Origin of the sequence: Pseudidiomarina terrestris, from assembly GCF_030466405.1 — a bacterium.
Taxonomy (GTDB): Bacteria; Pseudomonadota; Gammaproteobacteria; order Enterobacterales; family Alteromonadaceae; genus Pseudidiomarina; species Pseudidiomarina terrestris.
In genome coordinates this window covers 318,567-335,825 of record NZ_JAGGJF010000001.1, presented here as the reverse complement: position 1 = coordinate 335,825, position 17,259 = coordinate 318,567, and the positions used below count along the sequence as shown (strand labels likewise).

General features: G+C 52.2%; 18 protein-coding genes. 5 read left to right on the top strand and 13 right to left on the bottom strand.

What is annotated here, in order from left to right:
- Positions 1–86: 86 nt before the first annotated feature.
- From J6J34_RS01545 to J6J34_RS01530, 4 genes are all read left to right on the top strand, one after another.
- Positions 87–482, top strand: a complete 396-nt coding sequence (locus J6J34_RS01545; protein ID WP_301774381.1) for a DUF3718 domain-containing protein — start codon at positions 87–89, stop codon at positions 480–482.
- Positions 483–588: 106 nt separating this feature from the next.
- On the top strand, positions 589–2,055 hold the full coding sequence (locus tag J6J34_RS01540; RefSeq protein ID WP_301774382.1) for an alpha/beta hydrolase: 1,467 nt from the start codon (positions 589–591) through the stop codon (positions 2,053–2,055).
- Between the two features lie 10 nt (positions 2,056–2,065).
- Positions 2,066–2,800 carry an ABC transporter ATP-binding protein gene (locus J6J34_RS01535; RefSeq protein WP_301719517.1) on the top strand — a complete coding sequence of 245 codons (735 nt, stop codon included), beginning with the start codon at positions 2,066–2,068 and terminating at the stop codon, positions 2,798–2,800.
- A complete protein-coding gene (locus J6J34_RS01530; RefSeq protein ID WP_301774383.1) occupies positions 2,797–3,945 on the top strand; it encodes an ABC transporter permease in 1,149 nt (382 codons plus the stop codon). Before J6J34_RS01535 ends, J6J34_RS01530 begins: the two co-directional genes overlap by 4 nt.
- Before the next feature lie 8 nt (positions 3,946–3,953).
- Here the strand turns inward: J6J34_RS01530 and J6J34_RS01525 are convergent, their stop codons facing one another.
- The 5 genes from J6J34_RS01525 to folE2 form a co-directional block, all read right to left on the bottom strand.
- On the bottom strand, positions 3,954–5,285 hold the full coding sequence (locus J6J34_RS01525; RefSeq protein ID WP_301898390.1) for an NAD(P)/FAD-dependent oxidoreductase: 1,332 nt from the start codon (positions 5,283–5,285) through the stop codon (positions 3,954–3,956).
- Between the two features lie 16 nt (positions 5,286–5,301).
- Complete coding sequence (locus tag J6J34_RS01520; protein WP_301774385.1) at positions 5,302–5,883, bottom strand: GNAT family N-acetyltransferase; 582 nt, start codon at positions 5,881–5,883, stop codon at positions 5,302–5,304.
- Between the two features lie 11 nt (positions 5,884–5,894).
- Entirely contained in the window at positions 5,895–7,259 is a 1,365-nt protein-coding gene (gene ahcY / locus J6J34_RS01515) for an adenosylhomocysteinase (RefSeq protein WP_301774386.1), read from the bottom strand.
- A gap of 36 nt (positions 7,260–7,295) precedes the next feature.
- Positions 7,296–8,309 (bottom strand): adenosine kinase, encoded by a 1,014-nt coding sequence (locus J6J34_RS01510; RefSeq protein WP_301719522.1) that lies wholly within the window; start codon positions 8,307–8,309, stop codon positions 7,296–7,298.
- A gap of 78 nt (positions 8,310–8,387) precedes the next feature.
- The gene (gene folE2, locus J6J34_RS01505) at positions 8,388–9,326 is read right to left on the bottom strand and encodes a GTP cyclohydrolase FolE2 (protein WP_301774387.1); all 939 of its coding nucleotides are present in this window, start codon (positions 9,324–9,326) and stop codon (positions 8,388–8,390) included.
- Between the two features lie 170 nt (positions 9,327–9,496).
- Here folE2 and J6J34_RS01500 point away from each other — a divergent pair, with 170 nt between their 5' ends.
- On the top strand, positions 9,497–9,838 hold the full coding sequence (locus tag J6J34_RS01500; RefSeq protein WP_301898389.1) for an Hpt domain-containing protein: 342 nt from the start codon (positions 9,497–9,499) through the stop codon (positions 9,836–9,838).
- Here the strand turns inward: J6J34_RS01500 and J6J34_RS01495 are convergent.
- The 8 genes from J6J34_RS01495 to mutH all read right to left on the bottom strand — a co-directional run bounded on the left by J6J34_RS01495 (position 9,815) and on the right by mutH (position 17,197).
- Positions 9,815–10,570 carry a response regulator gene (locus J6J34_RS01495; protein WP_301719525.1) on the bottom strand — a complete coding sequence of 252 codons (756 nt, stop codon included), beginning with the start codon at positions 10,568–10,570 and terminating at the stop codon, positions 9,815–9,817. The two genes, J6J34_RS01500 and J6J34_RS01495, sit on opposite strands and share 24 nt — an antisense overlap.
- A gap of 114 nt (positions 10,571–10,684) precedes the next feature.
- Positions 10,685–12,295, bottom strand: a complete 1,611-nt coding sequence (locus J6J34_RS01490; RefSeq protein ID WP_301898388.1) for a sensor histidine kinase — start codon at positions 12,293–12,295, stop codon at positions 10,685–10,687.
- Positions 12,292–13,371: a class I SAM-dependent methyltransferase gene (locus tag J6J34_RS01485; RefSeq protein WP_301898387.1), complete on the bottom strand. Its 1,080-nt coding sequence runs from the start codon at positions 13,369–13,371 to the stop codon at positions 12,292–12,294. The genes J6J34_RS01490 and J6J34_RS01485 overlap by 4 nt, the downstream gene beginning before the upstream one ends.
- Positions 13,372–14,295 carry a succinylglutamate desuccinylase/aspartoacylase family protein gene (locus tag J6J34_RS01480; protein ID WP_301898386.1) on the bottom strand — a complete coding sequence of 308 codons (924 nt, stop codon included), beginning with the start codon at positions 14,293–14,295 and terminating at the stop codon, positions 13,372–13,374.
- A 104-nt stretch (positions 14,296–14,399) separates the two neighbouring features.
- Positions 14,400–15,305, bottom strand: coding sequence for a 30S ribosomal protein S6--L-glutamate ligase (rimK, locus tag J6J34_RS01475; protein ID WP_301719529.1), 906 nt, complete (start codon positions 15,303–15,305; stop codon positions 14,400–14,402).
- Positions 15,302–15,748 (bottom strand): ATP-dependent zinc protease family protein, encoded by a 447-nt coding sequence (locus tag J6J34_RS01470; protein ID WP_301835591.1) that lies wholly within the window; start codon positions 15,746–15,748, stop codon positions 15,302–15,304. Before J6J34_RS01470 ends, rimK begins: the two co-directional genes overlap by 4 nt.
- A 72-nt stretch (positions 15,749–15,820) precedes the next feature.
- Positions 15,821–16,507: a DUF2982 domain-containing protein gene (locus J6J34_RS01465; protein WP_301774392.1), complete on the bottom strand. Its 687-nt coding sequence runs from the start codon at positions 16,505–16,507 to the stop codon at positions 15,821–15,823.
- Positions 16,508–16,531: 24 nt separating this feature from the next.
- Entirely contained in the window at positions 16,532–17,197 is a 666-nt protein-coding gene (gene mutH / locus J6J34_RS01460) for a DNA mismatch repair endonuclease MutH (RefSeq protein ID WP_301774393.1), read from the bottom strand.
- Between the last annotated feature and the right edge of the window lie 62 nt (positions 17,198–17,259).

Below are 17,259 nucleotides of genomic sequence, written 5' to 3'. Positions count from 1 at the left end.
GACCTGCCTGTTAACAATATATTCCGTTGTAAGGCTTGAATGAGCAGGGTAGGATGAGCTCCAGTGAGAACACTTGAGGTTATTCGATGTTCAAATCGATTACATCATGGCTAGCTGCAACTAGCGCTGCGATGGTCTTGATGCCGCTCAGTTTACCGGCGTCAGCACAATCCTACTTAGAGTCCGAAGAAGTTGCGTTAGTCTTCTGCGCCTATGTGCGCGACAATCATACGGTACGTTTGCAGCGTAAGCTTCGCGACATGCGGATCCGCTTGCGTGATGTTTATTCCAATATCCGCTGTAATGACGCCACGCTGATTCAGTTTGCTGTTAAAAATGATGCCCATGATATCGGTAGCTTTATTGCCCGCAGTGTCCATATTGATGACATCAGACAGGTGGGCGATTTCGAATGGATGCGAGAGCGTAACCTGTTAGAGACGCCGATTGGTGAAATACTCGCACGTCGTTTCCAGCCTTAAGCGTTGTTTGCCGGGCGAATGCCACATTTCTTTACAGTTTTAACCCTTTCCGAAGCTTGCCCGAACGTTTAGACTGTCTGCATTCGTTACAAATGGATAACAATGCATGAAAATCTCCATTGCACCTCTTTTGTTGGCTGCCGCAGTTGCGAGCTTTGCAACTCATGCGCAGGATGCCGCTGCACCCGTGCCGTCAGCTCAGGTGGAGCTCGAGTCCTGTTACCTGAAAGACATTTCTGAGCAACTGCGCTGCGGTACCTTGCAGGTTCCGGAAAATTACGATGCACCTGACGGCCGAACCATTGGCATCAATTTCGCGGTGTTGCCCGCTGTGCGCGAGAGTAAACAAGACGACCCCCTATTGATTTTAGCCGGCGGCCCAGGCCAAGCAGCGACAGAACTCGGCAGCATGATTGCGCGTATTTTCCAGAACGTCCGGCAGCAGCGGGATATTCTGCTCATCGACCAACGTGGGACTGGCGGCTCCAATCCGCTTAGTTGTGCCATGAGCCATGTCGAAGAGTTGGTCAAGGCGGACGATGCTATCGACTTAGCGGAGATGGCAGAAAACTGCTTGGCTAAGTTTACCGATGTTGACTTAACTCAATACCATACCGTGAATGCCATTCGCGATTTTGAGGCTGTGCGGGAAGCTTTAGGCTACCCACAGGTCACGCTCTACGGTGGTTCTTATGGATCACGCGCCGGGCTGGTTTACATGCGCGAAGCGCCGCAATCGGTGCGTGCTGCCGTACTTGACGCAGTAGCGCCCGTGCAAGTGGTGGTGGGTCCCTTTGGCCGTCATGGCGCAGACTCTTTTGAACAATTGCTTGCCCGTTGCAAAGCGTCGCAGGTCTGTAGCGAGACGTTTCCTAATCTTGACCTCACTTACCGTACCCTGATGCAACAACTTGAAGTTGACCCCGTTCCCCTGACCGTCAGAGACCCGCTGAGTAACGAGCCGGTTGATATTCTTGTGACTGCCGGCCGGCTAAGCTCGGTGATGCGTGTGGGGCTTTATCATCCCACGACGCGGCAAATGCTACCTTATGTGATTCAACGCACTGCTGAGGGCGATTACACCCCGTTAACCGGCTTATTAGGAAGTACCATGGCACAGTCTGAACTTTATATGGGACTTACGCTAAGTGTGCTGTGCAGTGAAGACTTGCCGCGGGCGACACCTGAGCTGCTGACTGCGGATGGTGACAATACCTTTATCGGCAGCCGCACTGCCGATGCCTTTATCGATATGTGTTCGGTGTGGCCGAAACAAGAACGTCCAGACGAGTGGTTTACGCCGGTGGAAAGTGCTATTCCAACCTTGTTGCTGTCGGGCGAGCTGGACCCGGTAACACCGCCGGCCTGGGGCGAGCTGGCTGCGGAAACCCTGAGTAACAGTCGCCATCTGGTGGCGCCTCAGGGCGCACATACCATTGTCGGTCATACCTGCGCAAACCGCCTGGCGAGCGAGTTTATCAAAGATCTGGACTTGCAAAAGCTCGATTCTGAGTGTCTGACAGAACAACGCCCGCAACCTTTTATTCTGAATAGTAACGGCAAAGGATTATAAGAGAGTCATCATGATCGAAGTCAAATCACTAAAAAAATCCTTCGGTAAGGTGACGGCTCTTGATGGCCTGACGTTTAGCGCGCCTGAAGGACAGATCACCGGACTACTTGGCCCTAACGGTGCCGGCAAAACCACCTGTCTGCGGACGATTTATGGTCTGCTCAAAGCAGATACAGGCGAGGCCCTGATTGACGGCATCGATGCCAATCTGGAGCCGCTTGCGGTGCGCAAGAAGATCGGCATTTTCCCGGACAAGTTTGGCCTCTACGAGCGCCTGACTGCCCGCGAGCAAATTGCCTATTTCGCAACGCTCCATGGTCTTGAAGGTGACGCCGGCGCAACTGCGGTGCAGAACGTCATCTCACGGCTGGACATGGATGCAATTGCCGACCGTCGCGCGACAGGATTCTCGCAGGGCCAGCGGATGAAAGTTGCTTTGGCCCAGGCCATTGTGCACCGACCTAAGCACTTGATTCTTGATGAACCGAGTCGCGGGCTCGACGTTATGAGCACCCGTATTTTACGTGACCTGCTGCGCGAGTTACGCGATCAAGGTACCAGTATTTTATTTTCCAGCCACGTCATGCAAGAAGTGGCTGCTCTTTGTGATCAGGTGGTGGTGGTCGCTGCTGGCAAGGTCGCTGCGCAAGGTACACCGACCGAACTCTGTGAGCAGACAGGGGAAGAAGCACTGGAAGAAGCTTTCGTAAAAATTATTGGTACCGATGAGGGTATTGCAGCATGAGATCACCAGTAAACATTGTTATGCGTAAAGAATTAAAGGATGCTTTGCGCGATAAACGCTCGGTTATGGCGGCTATGTCTTACGCATTTTTCGGTCCCTTGCTGATGGCGGTGGCGTTTTACGTATTGATTAGCCAGCTTACCGATACCAGTAATGTGAAAATCGATATTGAAGGCGCTGAATATGCGCCAGCATTTGTGGCACATCTGGAACGACAAGGGATAGTGACGCGGGATGAAGACTGGCCAGCAGGGCAGCAGCCGATTACATTGGCGATTGCGCCAGAGTGGGAAGACAATATTGCCACGGCGCAGCCTGCGAAAGTCACGCTGACCGCGGATTTTTCGTCACAGAAGCAACGTACAGATATTCGTCGGGTGGAAAGCGCGGTTGAAAATTACACCCGGCAACTGAGTTATATTCGTTTGCAAATGCGTGGCATTGATCCACGTATAACGCAGGGCGTCGATCTGGTCAAACACGATACTGCAACCAAAGGCTCAAAGGCCGCCATCTTGCTCGGTAGTGTGCTGATCTTTATTTTACTTTCGGTATTTTTCTCAGGCATGAACGTCGCCATCGATATCAGTGCCGGCGAACGTGAGCGCAATTCACTGGAGCTGTTGCTATCACAGCCGCTGACCACTGAGCAGCTGGTCTGGGGCAAAGCGCTTGCGGCATCGGCATTTGCCATGTTCGGGGGGATTTTAAGCGCGGTGCTGATTCCGTTCATTTTTAAGTTTTTACCACTGCATGAAATCGGCATCAGTATTGTGTTGGCCTGGCCCATGATTCTCTTAATCATGTTGCTGTTGGTGCCGCTGGCGTTGTTGGCGACCGCATTGCAACTGTTCGTGTCGTTCCGGGCGAAAAGCTTCAAAGAAGCGCAGACCTATATCTCGCTGCTGTTAATGGCGCCTATGCTGGTGGTATTTGGCGTTGAGTTTGCGCGCGTGAAAAACCAAATTCTGTATTACTTACCTTTGACCGGGCAGCATCAGGCTTTGTTGGATATTATTAAAGGTGAGTCACTGCAGTGGGGCGCTATGGCAGTAAGTGCAGTAGCGACGGTACTGGTTTCAATGTTGTTGCTGCGTCTGATTAGCCGTATGCTTAGCAGTGAAAAAGTGGTGTTCGGACTTTAAGGTCAGGGTTACAGGCTTCGCCAGCGAGCGAGCTGGTAAAAAGCCCATTGACCGACACGACGAAAATGGGGAAAAGGAAACTCGGGTAGCGGTGACTGATAAAACGGAAGGGGTGGTAACTCTTCTCCCATCACCAGTTCCGCCAGCCGTTGCCCGGCAATTTGAGTAAAGGTCACACCAGCACCGCAATATCCCATACTGGTGTAGACCCCTTCCTCGGGACTATAAACGCGTGGATAATCATCCAATGCAACGCTCACCCAGCCACTCCAGTAATAATCGGCTGGCTCGCTGGTGAGTTCACGTAAGGCCGGGAAGCTGCCGCGTAGGGCCTGCAACAGGTGGCGGGCATAGCGTGGATGACCCGCATCTTTACCGCGGATGGCACCGCGACCACCAAAGAGCAGGCGCCCGTCCGGTAGCAACCGATAATAATACTTCAACGTGCGGGTATCCATCACCAACTCGCTGCTGCTCAGCCCAATGGCCTGGCGTTCCTCGGCATGCAACGGGCGCGTGACGATGACACTGGAGAGCACCGGCAGTGTACGGCCGTGAATACTCGGGTGCAGATGGTTGGGAGTATAGCCGTTGGTGGCGATAATGATGTTCGGTGCACACACACGCCCCTTGGCCGTATGCAAGCGGTGCAGGCCACCCACTTTATCCCAGTGCTGAACCGGTGCGTCCTCAAGCAGAGTAACCCCTGCCTCGCTGGCCTGACGCGCAATACTTGCCGTGAGTAGCACCGGGTTAATACCAAAACTTTGTGGAAAGTGAATGGCGGCATGGGCCTGCGGGCTGCGGATACGCGCTTGTATGGCGTCGGAATCGAGCCAGCGCGTGTTAGGGTCAAACTCTTTTAAGGTCTGATAGCTATTGCGAAGGCCCTCTACAGCGCTGGGCTGATGAGCCACTTTGAGGTAACCGCCACGCTGTACCTGTAACTGCTGAGGGCACAGTTCAAGGTGCTGCTCCAGGCGGTCAAAGCCGCGCTGATACTCAGCTTGTATAGCACGTGCACCGGCATCGCCCAGACGCTTTTGCCAGTCTCCGTAGCCCAATCTGCCGGTCCCAGGCATCGCGAAGCCGGCATTGCGGGTGGAGCAACCCCAACCGATCCGGTTTGCGTCGATGAGCACCACCTTTTGGCCGAAGCGTTTAGCGAGCTCCAGCGCGGCATTGAGTCCGGTGTAACCGGCGCCGATGACAATGCAGTCCGTGCGTTCTGGCAAAATTGCTGAAGGTTGGGGGAGTTGTGTCTTCGTTGTCGCCTGCCAATAACTGCGAGCGTGAGGTTGCGCTGGGCCGGGACAGTTATCAACAAGCGGGTCGTACATAGGTTGGCTCGTTCTATTAGCGATCGAAGCGCAGCACCATTTCTCCGGCAGTGCAATGACAAACACCGTCACACACGGGGCAATGGTAGCCGCCATGAATCGAGAGTTCATACCAGCGGCCAGGATGTTCTTGAATCATCTCTCCGCCGCAGCGAGTAAAATAAGAGTATGCACTATTATTTGGACTTTGCATCCAAATATGCGCAAGACCAGCTTTACAGCCCAGAGTTTGTGCAGCAGCAATGGAGCGATCGAGTAACCCGCGACCAATACCCAGGCCACGACTGATTTCTGCAACCGCGGCGCACTTGAAATAGCACATCTGCTCTTTCGGCACCGGCCATGCTGCAGGCGTACACCAGCTGTCGATGTCCCATTTGCCAGGGGCAAAGGTCAGCCGAATGCCCGCCAGCTGGTCGCCGACAAACGCCAGCCAGTTGAGGTTAACGCCGTCTTTTTCGCCACGCTCGACGTAGTCGGCCAGGCTTTCTTCGGTTAAATAGTTTTCACCATGTACCCGGTTGCCTAATTCAATAACGGCCGCGTGATCGGCGGCCGTTAGTTCGCGGTAGGTCACTACCGGTTTTGCTTGCGTCATAGGTGACACCATTAGTAGCGGTATTCGTCGGTTTTGTAGGGGCCTGCGACATCAACATGGATGTAATCAGCCTGCTCCTGGGTCAATTTAGTCATGACACCACCAAAGCCCTGAACCATATAACGAGCAACTTCTTCATCAAGTTGTTTTGGCAGCACTTCTACCCGTAGCTTGTCAGCTTTTTCTGCTTCAGACAAGTCTGCAAACTTCTCAGCGAATAAGTGCAGCTGTGCCAGTACCTGATTCGCGAAAGAACCATCCATGATACGGCTTGGGTGACCCGTTGCGTTACCGAGGTTGACCAGGCGGCCTTCGGATAGCAACAACAAGTAATCGTTCTCATCGTCGCTGCGATGAATCATGTGTACTTGTGGCTTGACCTCGTCCCAACGCCAGTTTTTACGCATAAACGCAGTATCGATTTCGTTATCGAAGTGACCAATGTTACAGACCACAGCGGTCGATTTAAGCGCAGTCAGCATGTGCTGATCACAGACGTTAACATTACCTGTGGTTGTGACGATAAGGTCGATGGTTTGCAGGAGGTCTTTATTGATACCGCCAGCTTCACCCGTATTCACGCCGTTAAGGTAGGGGGATACCACTTCGTAGCCGTCCATACAGGCCTGCATCGCACAGATCGGGTCAATTTCAGCGATACGCACGACCATGCCTTCCTGACGCAAACTGGCTGCCGAGCCTTTACCTACGTCACCGTAGCCGATAACCAAAGCCTTCTTGCCTGACAACAGGTGATCTGTGGCGCGCTTGATCGCATCGTTTAACGAGTGACGGCAACCGTACTTATTGTCGTTCTTGGATTTGGTGACTGAGTCATTGACGTTAATCGCAGGCACTTTCAAGGTACCGTGCTTCAACATTTCCAGCAGACGATGTACACCGGTGGTGGTCTCTTCAGTGATACCATGTACTTTATCCAGCATTTGCGGGTACTTGTCGTGAATTAACAAGGTCAAGTCACCACCATCATCAAGAATCATGTTGGCATCCCACAGCTCACCGTCTTTATGACAGGTTTGCTCCAGACACCATTCGTATTCTTCTTCAGTCTCGCCTTTCCAGGCAAACACTGGAACACCGGCTGCGGCCATTGCTGCTGCTGCGTGATCCTGAGTGGAGAAGATGTTGCACGACGACCAGCGAACTTCAGCGCCAAGTTCGATCAGGGTTTCAATTAAAACCGCGGTCTGAATGGTCATGTGAATACAGCCGATGATGCGTGCGCCTTGCAACGGCTTCTCATCTGCGTATTTGCGGCGAATGGTCATCAGCGCCGGCATTTCTGATTCGGCGATTGAGATCTCTTTACGGCCCCAATCGGCTAAGCTGATATCTGCAACTTTATAATCTGTCATAGCTAAAACCTCGCTTAAGAACAACGTTTAAGTCGTTTAATTAAATTCCGGCTCATGCTGAAGCTTGATGAGCAACTGCTGCTGCTGATCCAGGCTCAAGCGCGGGCCAAAGCTGGCAACTACTGCTGCGGCAGCGTGGCTGGCAAGTAGGCCACAGGCGGCCAGAGAGTACTTGCGGGTCAGCCCGAACATCATCGCGCCGGCGAACATATCACCAGCACCGTTGGTATCGACGGCTTTTACCGGGATACCTGGAACTGCAACCTGGCGCGTACCGTCACCGACCAAGGCGCCATCCTTGCCTAAGGTGATCGCAACCAGCTTGGCATGGCGCTGCAAGTGTTGCAGTGCCGCTTGTACGTCGTCGGTGCCGGTTAGGATCCGTGCTTCTTCCTGATTACAGAACAACACGTCTACACCGCCCGCCATGATCTCATCAATACCCTCGCGGAAGTATTTAACCATGGCTGGATCCGAGCAGGTCATGGCGATCTTGGTGCCGTTCGCGCGCGCCACTTCCTTCGCACGGGCGATGGCTTCACGGGCCACAGGTGAGGTCACCAGATAGCCTTCAATGTAGAGATACTCGGCGCGCGCAATGGCGTCTTCATCCAGCTCTGCGATACTGAGATCCGCAGTAATACCGAGATAGGTGCGCATGGTCCGTTCGGCATCAGGCGTCACCATGACCAGACAGCGGCCGGTCTTACCTTCATGCTTTTTACTGCCGGTATTGGTGGTAATACCGATCTCTTCCATGTCGTCACAGTAAAATTGTCCTGCCTGGTCGTCAGCGACTTTACAGCAATAGAAAGCTTTGCCGCCAAACTGGCTGAAGCCCACCAGAGAGTTCGCAGCTGAACCACCACCTGATTGCTTCTTAAGTTCGCCGCGTTTGGCGAGCTCGGCAATCAAACGCTCTTGTTCAATGTCCTCGATTAAGGTCATCATGCCTTTTTCGATTTTATGCTGCTGTAAAAACTGGTCTGTGACTTCAAACTCTTGGTCGACCAGCGCATTGCCAATGCCGACGATATCAATAGAATCCATGCGATACTCGGGTATAAGTTCTAAAACAAAAAAATCCGGCCGCTAAGTATACAGCAGCCGGATTTAGAGGTCGATAAATTAGGCCTGGAAGCCGCCAGGAACACCTTTCGTAGTAATGCTGACTGCATCGTGAGCGTGTAGAGATTCGTAATGATTAACACGTACCCAGAAATCGGAGAACGCCGTTTGCTGGTTTAGTGCATGCTGTAAGCGCCGTGCAGCGTCTTCACAGAACATTAGATTCTGACCATTCAACCGCGCAAACTCTTGCTCATCTTCACGTTTCACTGCGGCCTGGACAGGCGTCTGCAGCGCGTCTTCAATCGAATCGATAAGCGCGATAATAGGAAGCTCGGAGATCTGTTCGCCCATCACCACTTTCACTTCAGCGATCGAGCGCTGGCTGTGTGGGGTGGCGACGATACCCTGAGTCGAGCCTAACCAGCGGTGCACCACTTCTGCGTCGACATCTGCATCAGTACCAAACTGATCGGCAAAGGCATCCTGAATCAATTGCCGCGCCAAAGCTGCAGAGCAGGGGCAGGTCGATGAGTAGGGAACGTCAACGGCGAGTTGCAAATACAGCTTGCCATGGTCATAACGTCCAATCACAGTGACCGGGTAAGCTTTCCAACCTGGCTTCTTACTGATCAATGCTTTTCGACGTAAGTGATAATCGAAGCTAAACTTAACGTAAGCTTGATCAGACAGGCCTTCATGACTATCAATAAAGTCATGCAGTAATTTACTGAGAGATTGGTGTGACAATACGTTATTGTTGGATAAATCCTCCAGCAACAAATAGAGTCGCGACATGTGAATGCCTTTGGCTTTTGGATCTTTAAGATTTACAAAAGCATCGACCAGCGCGCTAACTGGACGCTCTGGTTCGTTGGCTGCGCCAACGACCAATGGCATCTCGATGTTACTCATGCCGACCCAATCAAGCGCGCCTTCAGTTTGCGCTTTGGTTTGATTGGCGATATCTGGCATCATTGTCGGTGTAGCTATTGGCATGCGAATACGGCTCCAAACATTGCAGTGAGTACGAATGTACACAAACTTCCCAAAAATGGGGCGATAGTATACTAGATTTAACCTGATTACGGTAGTTTGCCATATCGGGTTCAGTACAGAAGGAAAGATTTTCGATTGGGGCTATCGATTTGGCACAAGGAACACAGGTTATGCTAGATAAAAAGCTACTTGAACAGTATGCAGAGCTTATGGGTGACGATGGCGTGCAGGATATGTATTCGACCTTTTCGGATAACATAGGCGGCTATCTGAATCACATGCAATGGTTGCTGCAAAAGCGCGATGAGAAGGAATTTCGCAATCAGGCGCACCGCATTAAAGGCGCGTGCCGGTCGGTAGGATTGCGCCAGCTGGCCAATATTATGGAACGTTTTGAACGTGAACACTGGGAGTGGCAGCAAGCTGAGGAAGAGTTAGCGCAATGGACAGCAGAGCTGCCCATGCACCAACATCAAATCGAGGCGTGGTTAAGCGCTCGGCGAATTCAGTGAAGGTTGTTCAAGGTGGCGGACATTGACGTCACCAACAAAGCGATAGCCTTCGCCATGAATTGTGGTAATGAGATTTGGCGACTGGCTGTCAGCCTCAAAATGACGACGGATGCGGCGGATAGCGACATCAACGGTACGGTCATTGGGGCGTAAGTCACGATCCAGCATTTTCTTAACCAGCGTTTCACGGTCAAGGATTTTGCCCGGGTTGGTCAGAAAAAGCTCCATTGCCCGGTATTCACTTTTTGGCAAACGGAACATTTTGCCATCAGGAGAGAACAAGCAACGGCTGTCGCTTTCTAAGCGCCAGTTGTTGAATTCGTACACGATACTGTCGTGGCCGATGGTCTTTTGCTGATTTTTGATGGCTTCAATGCGGCGGTAAAGGTTGCGCACACGCATCAGCAGCTCTTTCGGATTATACGGCTTGATAATGTAGTCGTCAGCACCGAGTTCCAGTGCCAGTAAACGATCTTCTTCGGCATCCCGGCCGGTTAAGAAAATCAGACCTACATTTTCGTTCTCGCGAAAGTTCTCCGCAAGCTCAATGCCGCTTTTTCCCGGCAGGTTGACATCCATGATCACCAGGTCGACTTGCTGACGCGCCATAATACGTTGCATTTGCATGCCGTCGGCAGCATCGTAGACATCGTAGCCTTCCTGCTGAAACAACCGGGTTAGGGTGTTACGGGTGACGACTTCATCTTCTACGATTAGTAATCTAGCGCTCATATTGATTGATCCGTTCATCGTTAACATATGTTGAAATCTGGTGTGCTGGAAAGTGTAGCACGAGATTCTAATAAGTGCGTATATTTCCTGCAAGCCTTTAAAGCTGTTTTTACGTTAAGCGGTAATTTTTATACGAAACTCGGTGTAACGTCCCGCTTTTGATTCGACATCAATGGTGCCATCAAGTGCCTGAGTAACCAAATTGTAGACCAGGTGTAATCCTAGTCCAGTTGATCCCTGGCGACGACGACTGGTAATAAATGGATCGAAAACCCGCCGACCCAGCTGTTCCGGGATGCCGGCGCCATCGTCGTGGTAGCGAAGCTCGACATGACTGGCGTCCAGGCGCTGGATCTGCAGGGTGATCTTGCCCCGTAGCCGTTCTTCGAAGCCGTGAATTGCCGAGTTTTGCACTAACTGGGTCAGCACATGCAGCAAAGGCCCGGAACGACAATGAATATGAAGGTCTTGCGGACAATCGATAACCACATCGACTTCGGCCAGTTCAGGCATACGGTTTTGTACCGCCGCTATGGTTGACTGGCAGAACTCATAAGCCGGAATATCGCGCGCCTCCTCAGCAAACTGATCCATGGCCAGCTGGCGGAACTGATTAATAAGGTCTGCGGTGCGCTCAATATTGCGTTGGATTAATCCCAGGTTATCATCGCTGGCTTGCATGAAACGTTCAAAGTCGTTGCGGGTGATGGTGTTATTCGCGAACTTCTCCTGCATCAAATCGAGTTTGTCCTGCAAGATGGATGTTGAAGTGAGTACCAGCCCTACGGGTGTGTTGATTTCATGGGCAACACCTGCAATCAGATCCCCAAGCGACGACATTTTCTCGCTCTCAATGAGCTGGCGCTGGAACTGATGAAGTTTTTCCAGCGTCGCCATGAGCTCTTCATTTGATTCACGCAGGGCCGTTGTACGTTGCTGCACCTGCCGCTCGAGCTCCGTATTCAGCTCATTGGCCTGGCGTTCGGCCTGTTGTTGCCGCTCAAGATGTTGCCGCACCCGACTGAGCATGGTATTCACGGCAATACTCAGTTGCTGCAGCTCAAGTAAATTGGACTCCGGTAGCTGGATCGAATAATCCCGATGCCGGCTGATGCGCTGGATGATCCCCACCGAATGGTCCAGCTGACGCATCAAGCGACTGCGCACGCGCATCGACACCAGCAAAGCAAAGAGGCCCGCCACTACCACCATGACACTGGCGGTGGCGAAGGTTTTCCAGGTGCTTGAAATGATGCCCGCACGGCTCCCGCGCAAATAGACAAAGCCAAGTATTTCGCCGTCGATGGTGACCGGCTGCACGGCTTCAATATAGGTTGATCTGCTGCGGACACCTTTAAAGCTTTCAACTACTTCGGTGCGAACCGGAATGGGGGATAAACCTTCGCGGTTGTAACTGGCGAAATAACGCAATCGCTGGTTGTCAGCGACGGAGTTTCTTTCGTACACATGCAAGTGTTGTAAAAACGACGTTGCCTGCAGATACCGCAAGTAATTATTGAGCCCCTCGACATCGTCAAACAGTAAATAACGACTGGTGGCTTCGGCCACGACTTTCGCGATGTCCTGGGTGCGCAGCTCGGCGTTTTCGTTTAATTGTTTGACGTGCATCAAGCTAAGAACAAGAGCGGTAAACGCACAAAGCAGTACGCTAAGACTGACCACTAGCCAAGTGATCCCTTGACGAATGGAGCCAGTGCGGATCATCTGCGCCGTCCTTTTTTCACTGCGCGTTGAACCTTATGAACGGCTCTGTAAACGGCAAATTTTGTGTCTTGCGCGATACGTTCACAATGGCCGAAGCTTGCTTCAATAAGCTCGGGCCAGGGCAGAAAGCGATTCGCTACCAGCCAGAGCTCGCCATTCACAGCCAGATGTTCCCGTGCATTACGTAAAAACTGCTGGCCGATACTATAGTCCGTTGCCTGCCCGGTATGAAAGGGCGGATGACTGACAATATAATTGTATTTTGGCAAGTCCGCGCTGAGGTGATCTGCTGCGATAAGCTCACCGTTGAGGCCATTAAGTTCCAGGGTTTTTGCACAGGCCGCCAGGGCCATAGCGCTGACGTCAAGATAAGTCAGTTGTAAACCCGGTTGCTGGCGTTGTAGTGACGCACCAAGCACGCCATTACCACAAGCAAAATCAAGTACCGAGCCCGGTTTAAACCTTGGTAAATGCTGCAGCAACATGGTACTGCCTGCATCAATGCCAGGATGGGCAAAAACACCAGGTAGGCTGGCGACCTGAAGCGGCGCAGTCATCTCTTCAGCTGCGTTACCAGCATTGGGTGGAACGCTGAAAATATGCTGAAACGCATCAAGTTCACACTGCTCAAGCGGCGCCACCAGGGTGGTTACAAGTAAGGTCGAGTGATTACCATTTGCGACTTTTTGCGCGGGACTGAACGCGCCCTCAATCTGTTTGGCAATGCTTTTAATACCACTACGATTATCGCCGACCAGCCAGATGGGAGCATCCTTAGGTAACAATGCAGCAAGTTGCTGCAGCATATAATCGGTCAGCTTTTTCTCTTTCGGTAGCCACACCAGTGCGGCATCAAACTGCTGCTGCGGTGGCGCTGTGCCAAATTGGTGCGCCTCGCCGAGCTCCTGCCAGGCATGGAACCAACCGGCGTGCAAGTGCCAGCCGCCGGCTACGGGGAATTCTGTACGCCACTCATGGTCTGGCGGATTGACCACCAGTAAGGCCTCGCAACGGATCTGATCCGCCTGTCGGATCAGCAACTGGGAAGGGGGACTTAGAGATTTTATAGGCTTCATTTATACCGGTTTTCCGTCATAGGCTTCGCTGAAAACACCAACACTGGAGGATGCATCGCTGAACACATCTTCATCAAACTGCGCCACGTTAAACAAGGCTTCGCCCTCATTGGCCACCGGAATATTACTGATACCGATGATAATACCGTTAAAGGGACTGCGCAGAGGGTGCAAGTCATCGCCGTGAGGACTCACGGTCTCTGCGATGACCTGACTTTTTTGAATGGTCTGCCCCAGCTGCACCTGAGGTATCACTAAGCCGTCGTGCTCATTGCGGATCCAGGCGCTGCGATGCGCTACGACCGGGGTGACTTTCTTACGCGTGCGCCGGCCTTTAAGCATTTTCAGACTCTTCATGACGTTTTGTACGCCAATCACACCTGACTTAATGGCCGGGTAGTCAAAGCGCAATGCTTCTCCGGCTTCATACAGAATCAAAGGGATGCCGAGCTCTGTTGCCAACGAGCGCAAGGAGCCGTCCCGCTCTTTTGAGTGCAGAATCACCGGAGAGTTAAAGGCATGCGCCATTTTTAACGCCTCCCCATTGTCGGTATCGACACGGATCTGTGGCAGGTTACTACGGTGAATTGCGCCGGTATGTAAGTCGATGATATGGGTTGCGCTTTGCACCAGAGTTTCGTTGAACAAAAACGCTAAACGACTGCCTAGCGCGCCGCGCTCGGAGCCTGGGAAGCAGCGGTTCAAATCACGCCGATCCGGTAAATAGCGAGACTGTTGAATAAAGCCAAATACGTTGACCACGGGCACCACAATCAAGGTACCGGTCAGCTCAAGCGGATCCGTCTGGCTGATTAAACGCCGGCAAATTTCGATGCCATTGAGCTCATCACCATGAATAGCAGCGCAGACTAAAAGTACCGGTCCGGGCTTCACCCCATGAAATACTTCGGCATGAAGGTCCATGGGGGTGTCGTTATATAAGCGAGCGGCGGGAACTTTAATACTATGCCGCGAGCCGGGAACTATTTTCTGTCCCGCCAGCTTAAATGAAGCAGGTCTTTTCACCTTTAACCTTTCCCTTTGGTTCGTGTGCGATGGGCTTTTGCGTTGTTTTCAATGAAGCTAATAATTTGACTGGCCACGTCTTTTTCTGTAGCTGTTTCAATACCCTCAAGACCCGGAGATGAGTTCACCTCCATAATCAAAGGGCCATGATTGGAACGTAAAATGTCGACACCAGCAACATTCAGTCCCATGGTCTTCGCAGCTTTGACCGCCGTAGCTCGTTCTGCCGGGGTCAATTTCACCAAGCGCGCAGAGCCTCCGCGGTGCAGGTTGGAACGGAATTCGCCTGCTTTAGCCTGACGCTTCATGGCGGCGATGACTTTGTCACCGATCACCAGACAGCGGATATCGGCACCGCCGGCTTCTTTAATAAACTCCTGCACCATGATGTGCGATTTAAGTCCCATAAAGGCTTCAATCACGCTTTCAGCGGCCTGCCGGGTTTCGGCGAGGACCACACCGATGCCTTGCGTACCTTCAAGTAACTTAATGACCAAAGGTGCACCGCCAACCATTTCAATCAGATCGGGAATATCGTGAGGCTGACTTGCAAAGCCAGTGATAGGTAAGCCGATGCCTTTTCGACTGAGCAGCTGCAGGGAGCGCAATTTGTCGCGGCTACGTGAAATGGCCACAGATTCATTCAACGGGTAAGTGCCGATCATCTCAAACTGGCGTAATACCGCGGTACCGAAGAAGGTGACTGAAGCACCAATACGGGGAATCACAGCATCATAGGTCGGTAGAATTTTTCCCTTCATATGAATCAGGGGTTCACGGGCGTTGATATCCATGTAACACCGTAAAGGGTCAAGTACGTCGACCGTGTGGCCACGGGCTTCAGCTGCTTCAATCAGACGACGCGTGGAGTAAAGTTTTGCGTTCCGCGATAATATCGCTATTTTCATGAGCTGACTCCTTTTGGCTCGGGTTGCTGTGTGCCTAACAGATAAGACGCGTCAGGATCGACTAAAAAATGAGTTCGCATGGCCTGGCGACCAAGCAACATGCGGAATTTCATGCTATCACGATTGGTGAGAGTCAGTTCGACAGCTTGCTCAAATTGACCCACCACCAGTTTGCTTTTAATGACGTAGCGTAGTTCGGTGTGACCACCGGAGTCGGTGACTTCGCGCTGGTCGTGGATTTTCGCCTCACAGACATGCTCGCGCATGGACTCCTGCTCCGGATGGATCCAGATACGTAACCAGTCTTCTCCGTTTTGTTGGAACGGCTCAAGCTTGAAGGCGTGTAAACAGGATGTTCTGGCACCTGTGTCCACTTTCATCTTAATCGCGTCAATGCCAAGGTCCGGTAGTGCACCCCATTCGCGCCAGCCAAGTGTTTGCATGGGCAAGTATGCTCCAAATAAAGAGAAGTTTAGACCCTCCAGAATATAGTTGTAGCGGCTAAACAGCAAGCGCTAGCGCTGGTCGACCTGGTGTCGGTGGCTCTGAACCTCTTGTAACCACGGACAAAATTCATCCAGCGGCCGGTCAAGGGCACTCGCCGGAACATACAGGTCGTAACCCAGTAGCTCGCGCAGTTGCTCACAACGCACTGCAAATAGCGCCTGGACGCCACGGTAGACTTTACCGCTACTGGTTTTATAACTGGTTGGAATGTCGTAAAAGGGGGTGTAGTCGCTCCCTGGCGGCAACTCTCTGCGCAATGCCGCTACCAGCAGATGCCTTTGCTCGCTCACCAGATACACGGCGAGTCGCGGAGAAATGGTATCGAGTACCGGCTCGATATCTTTCAGACGAAAGCCAATGTAGGGGAGCTCTTCAAGTTCATTGCCCCGATGAGTACGTGGGATATCGAAGCGGATCAGGTTATCCCAATCAAACTGCCAGCTGCCGCGGCGATGTTCGTAGCGAATTTGCGCTGGCGAAATCATCAGACTTACCGGAGGTTCCACCAACTTGGCAATACCCAGCAAAAACAGCGAAGCGCTGGCAATGTACATGATCGCCCAGGCGGCTTGTGGAAGTTCAAAACCAGATAAAAATAGAAACATGGTGACCGCAAAAACCAACACGCCAAACACACAGAAGGTCAGGGCGTCACGACGGGCACTGGGTTGAATAGCAAGCTCTTTAAGTGTCATTGGACTCCTATGCTTTCGTTTGCCTTAGCTATCGTCAAGGCCAAAGGTGTCGCGAATTATCTGCCAGGTGAACTGGGTTTTCAGATAAAAGCCGCGCGGTAACGTTTGAATCAGCTGCCCCGAAGGACCTATGGCTTCTGTTAAAACTCTACTATTTGCAGCTTTGGGCCGCAATTGTAAAACTTCTCCCTGATGGGCAGTGATTTGCTCGACCTCGCCCATGGCGATCCGATCCATATGTTCCTGCCAGTCTCTTTTTAATTGCGTCTCCTGCTTCTCGCTGGGCTGCCACAAAAATGCGGTGCCGACCGTGCGCTCGGCAAGAGCAACGGAGCGCCGTCCATCAATTGGGATCCACAACACACATTGTAGCTTGTTACGTACGTTACTGGCTTCCCAGTTCACTCCAGCAACGTTCGTTAGTGGGGTGGTGCAGACAAAGGTAGTCTCCAGCGGGCGTCCGCGCGCATCAAGGGGAATGGTTTTTAGTTCCACTCCTAGCTCGGGAAAGTCCTGCAAAGCCTGTGAACCCGCGCTTGCGCCTAGCGCAGCCTCTAATAGTTGTCCGACCCAGCCTTTATGGCGACGCAGATCCGCCGGGACTTGCATTCCCTGAGCCGCGGCAAGTTCGGCAAAGCTCTGCCCGGCAAGGGCGCTGGCCGCATCAAATAGGGTGCGTAGGTCACTCATGATGTTCCTTAATCGTGTACAATACTTTCTTTCAGGTGCCGATTATGGAAAAATCGACCACA

What these genes read in the sequence shown, in the direction of transcription:
- J6J34_RS01465 (WP_301774392.1), bottom strand. Translation starts at nt 16,507, where the DNA reads ATGACACTTAAAGAGCTTGCTATTCAACCCAGTGCCCGTCGTGACGCC.
- J6J34_RS01510 (WP_301719522.1), bottom strand. Translation starts at nt 8,309, where the DNA reads ATGGATTCTATTGATATCGTCGGCATTGGCAATGCGCTGGTCGACCAA.
- J6J34_RS01540 (WP_301774382.1), top strand. Translation starts at nt 589, where the DNA reads ATGAAAATCTCCATTGCACCTCTTTTGTTGGCTGCCGCAGTTGCGAGC.
- J6J34_RS01525 (WP_301898390.1), bottom strand. Translation starts at nt 5,285, where the DNA reads ATGTACGACCCGCTTGTTGATAACTGTCCCGGCCCAGCGCAACCTCAC.
- J6J34_RS01480 (WP_301898386.1), bottom strand. Translation starts at nt 14,295, where the DNA reads ATGGACCTTCATGCCGAAGTATTTCATGGGGTGAAGCCCGGACCGGTA.
- mutH (WP_301774393.1), bottom strand. Translation starts at nt 17,197, where the DNA reads ATGAGTGACCTACGCACCCTATTTGATGCGGCCAGCGCCCTTGCCGGG.
- J6J34_RS01500 (WP_301898389.1), top strand. Translation starts at nt 9,497, where the DNA reads ATGCTAGATAAAAAGCTACTTGAACAGTATGCAGAGCTTATGGGTGAC.
- J6J34_RS01545 (WP_301774381.1), top strand. Translation starts at nt 87, where the DNA reads ATGTTCAAATCGATTACATCATGGCTAGCTGCAACTAGCGCTGCGATG.
- ahcY (WP_301774386.1), bottom strand. Translation starts at nt 7,259, where the DNA reads ATGACAGATTATAAAGTTGCAGATATCAGCTTAGCCGATTGGGGCCGT.
- folE2 (WP_301774387.1), bottom strand. Translation starts at nt 9,326, where the DNA reads ATGCCAATAGCTACACCGACAATGATGCCAGATATCGCCAATCAAACC.
- J6J34_RS01495 (WP_301719525.1), bottom strand. Translation starts at nt 10,570, where the DNA reads ATGAGCGCTAGATTACTAATCGTAGAAGATGAAGTCGTCACCCGTAAC.
- J6J34_RS01490 (WP_301898388.1), bottom strand. Translation starts at nt 12,295, where the DNA reads ATGATCCGCACTGGCTCCATTCGTCAAGGGATCACTTGGCTAGTGGTC.
- J6J34_RS01485 (WP_301898387.1), bottom strand. Translation starts at nt 13,371, where the DNA reads ATGAAGCCTATAAAATCTCTAAGTCCCCCTTCCCAGTTGCTGATCCGA.
- J6J34_RS01520 (WP_301774385.1), bottom strand. Translation starts at nt 5,883, where the DNA reads ATGACGCAAGCAAAACCGGTAGTGACCTACCGCGAACTAACGGCCGCC.
- J6J34_RS01470 (WP_301835591.1), bottom strand. Translation starts at nt 15,748, where the DNA reads ATGCAAACACTTGGCTGGCGCGAATGGGGTGCACTACCGGACCTTGGC.
- J6J34_RS01535 (WP_301719517.1), top strand. Translation starts at nt 2,066, where the DNA reads ATGATCGAAGTCAAATCACTAAAAAAATCCTTCGGTAAGGTGACGGCT.
- J6J34_RS01530 (WP_301774383.1), top strand. Translation starts at nt 2,797, where the DNA reads ATGAGATCACCAGTAAACATTGTTATGCGTAAAGAATTAAAGGATGCT.
- rimK (WP_301719529.1), bottom strand. Translation starts at nt 15,305, where the DNA reads ATGAAAATAGCGATATTATCGCGGAACGCAAAACTTTACTCCACGCGT.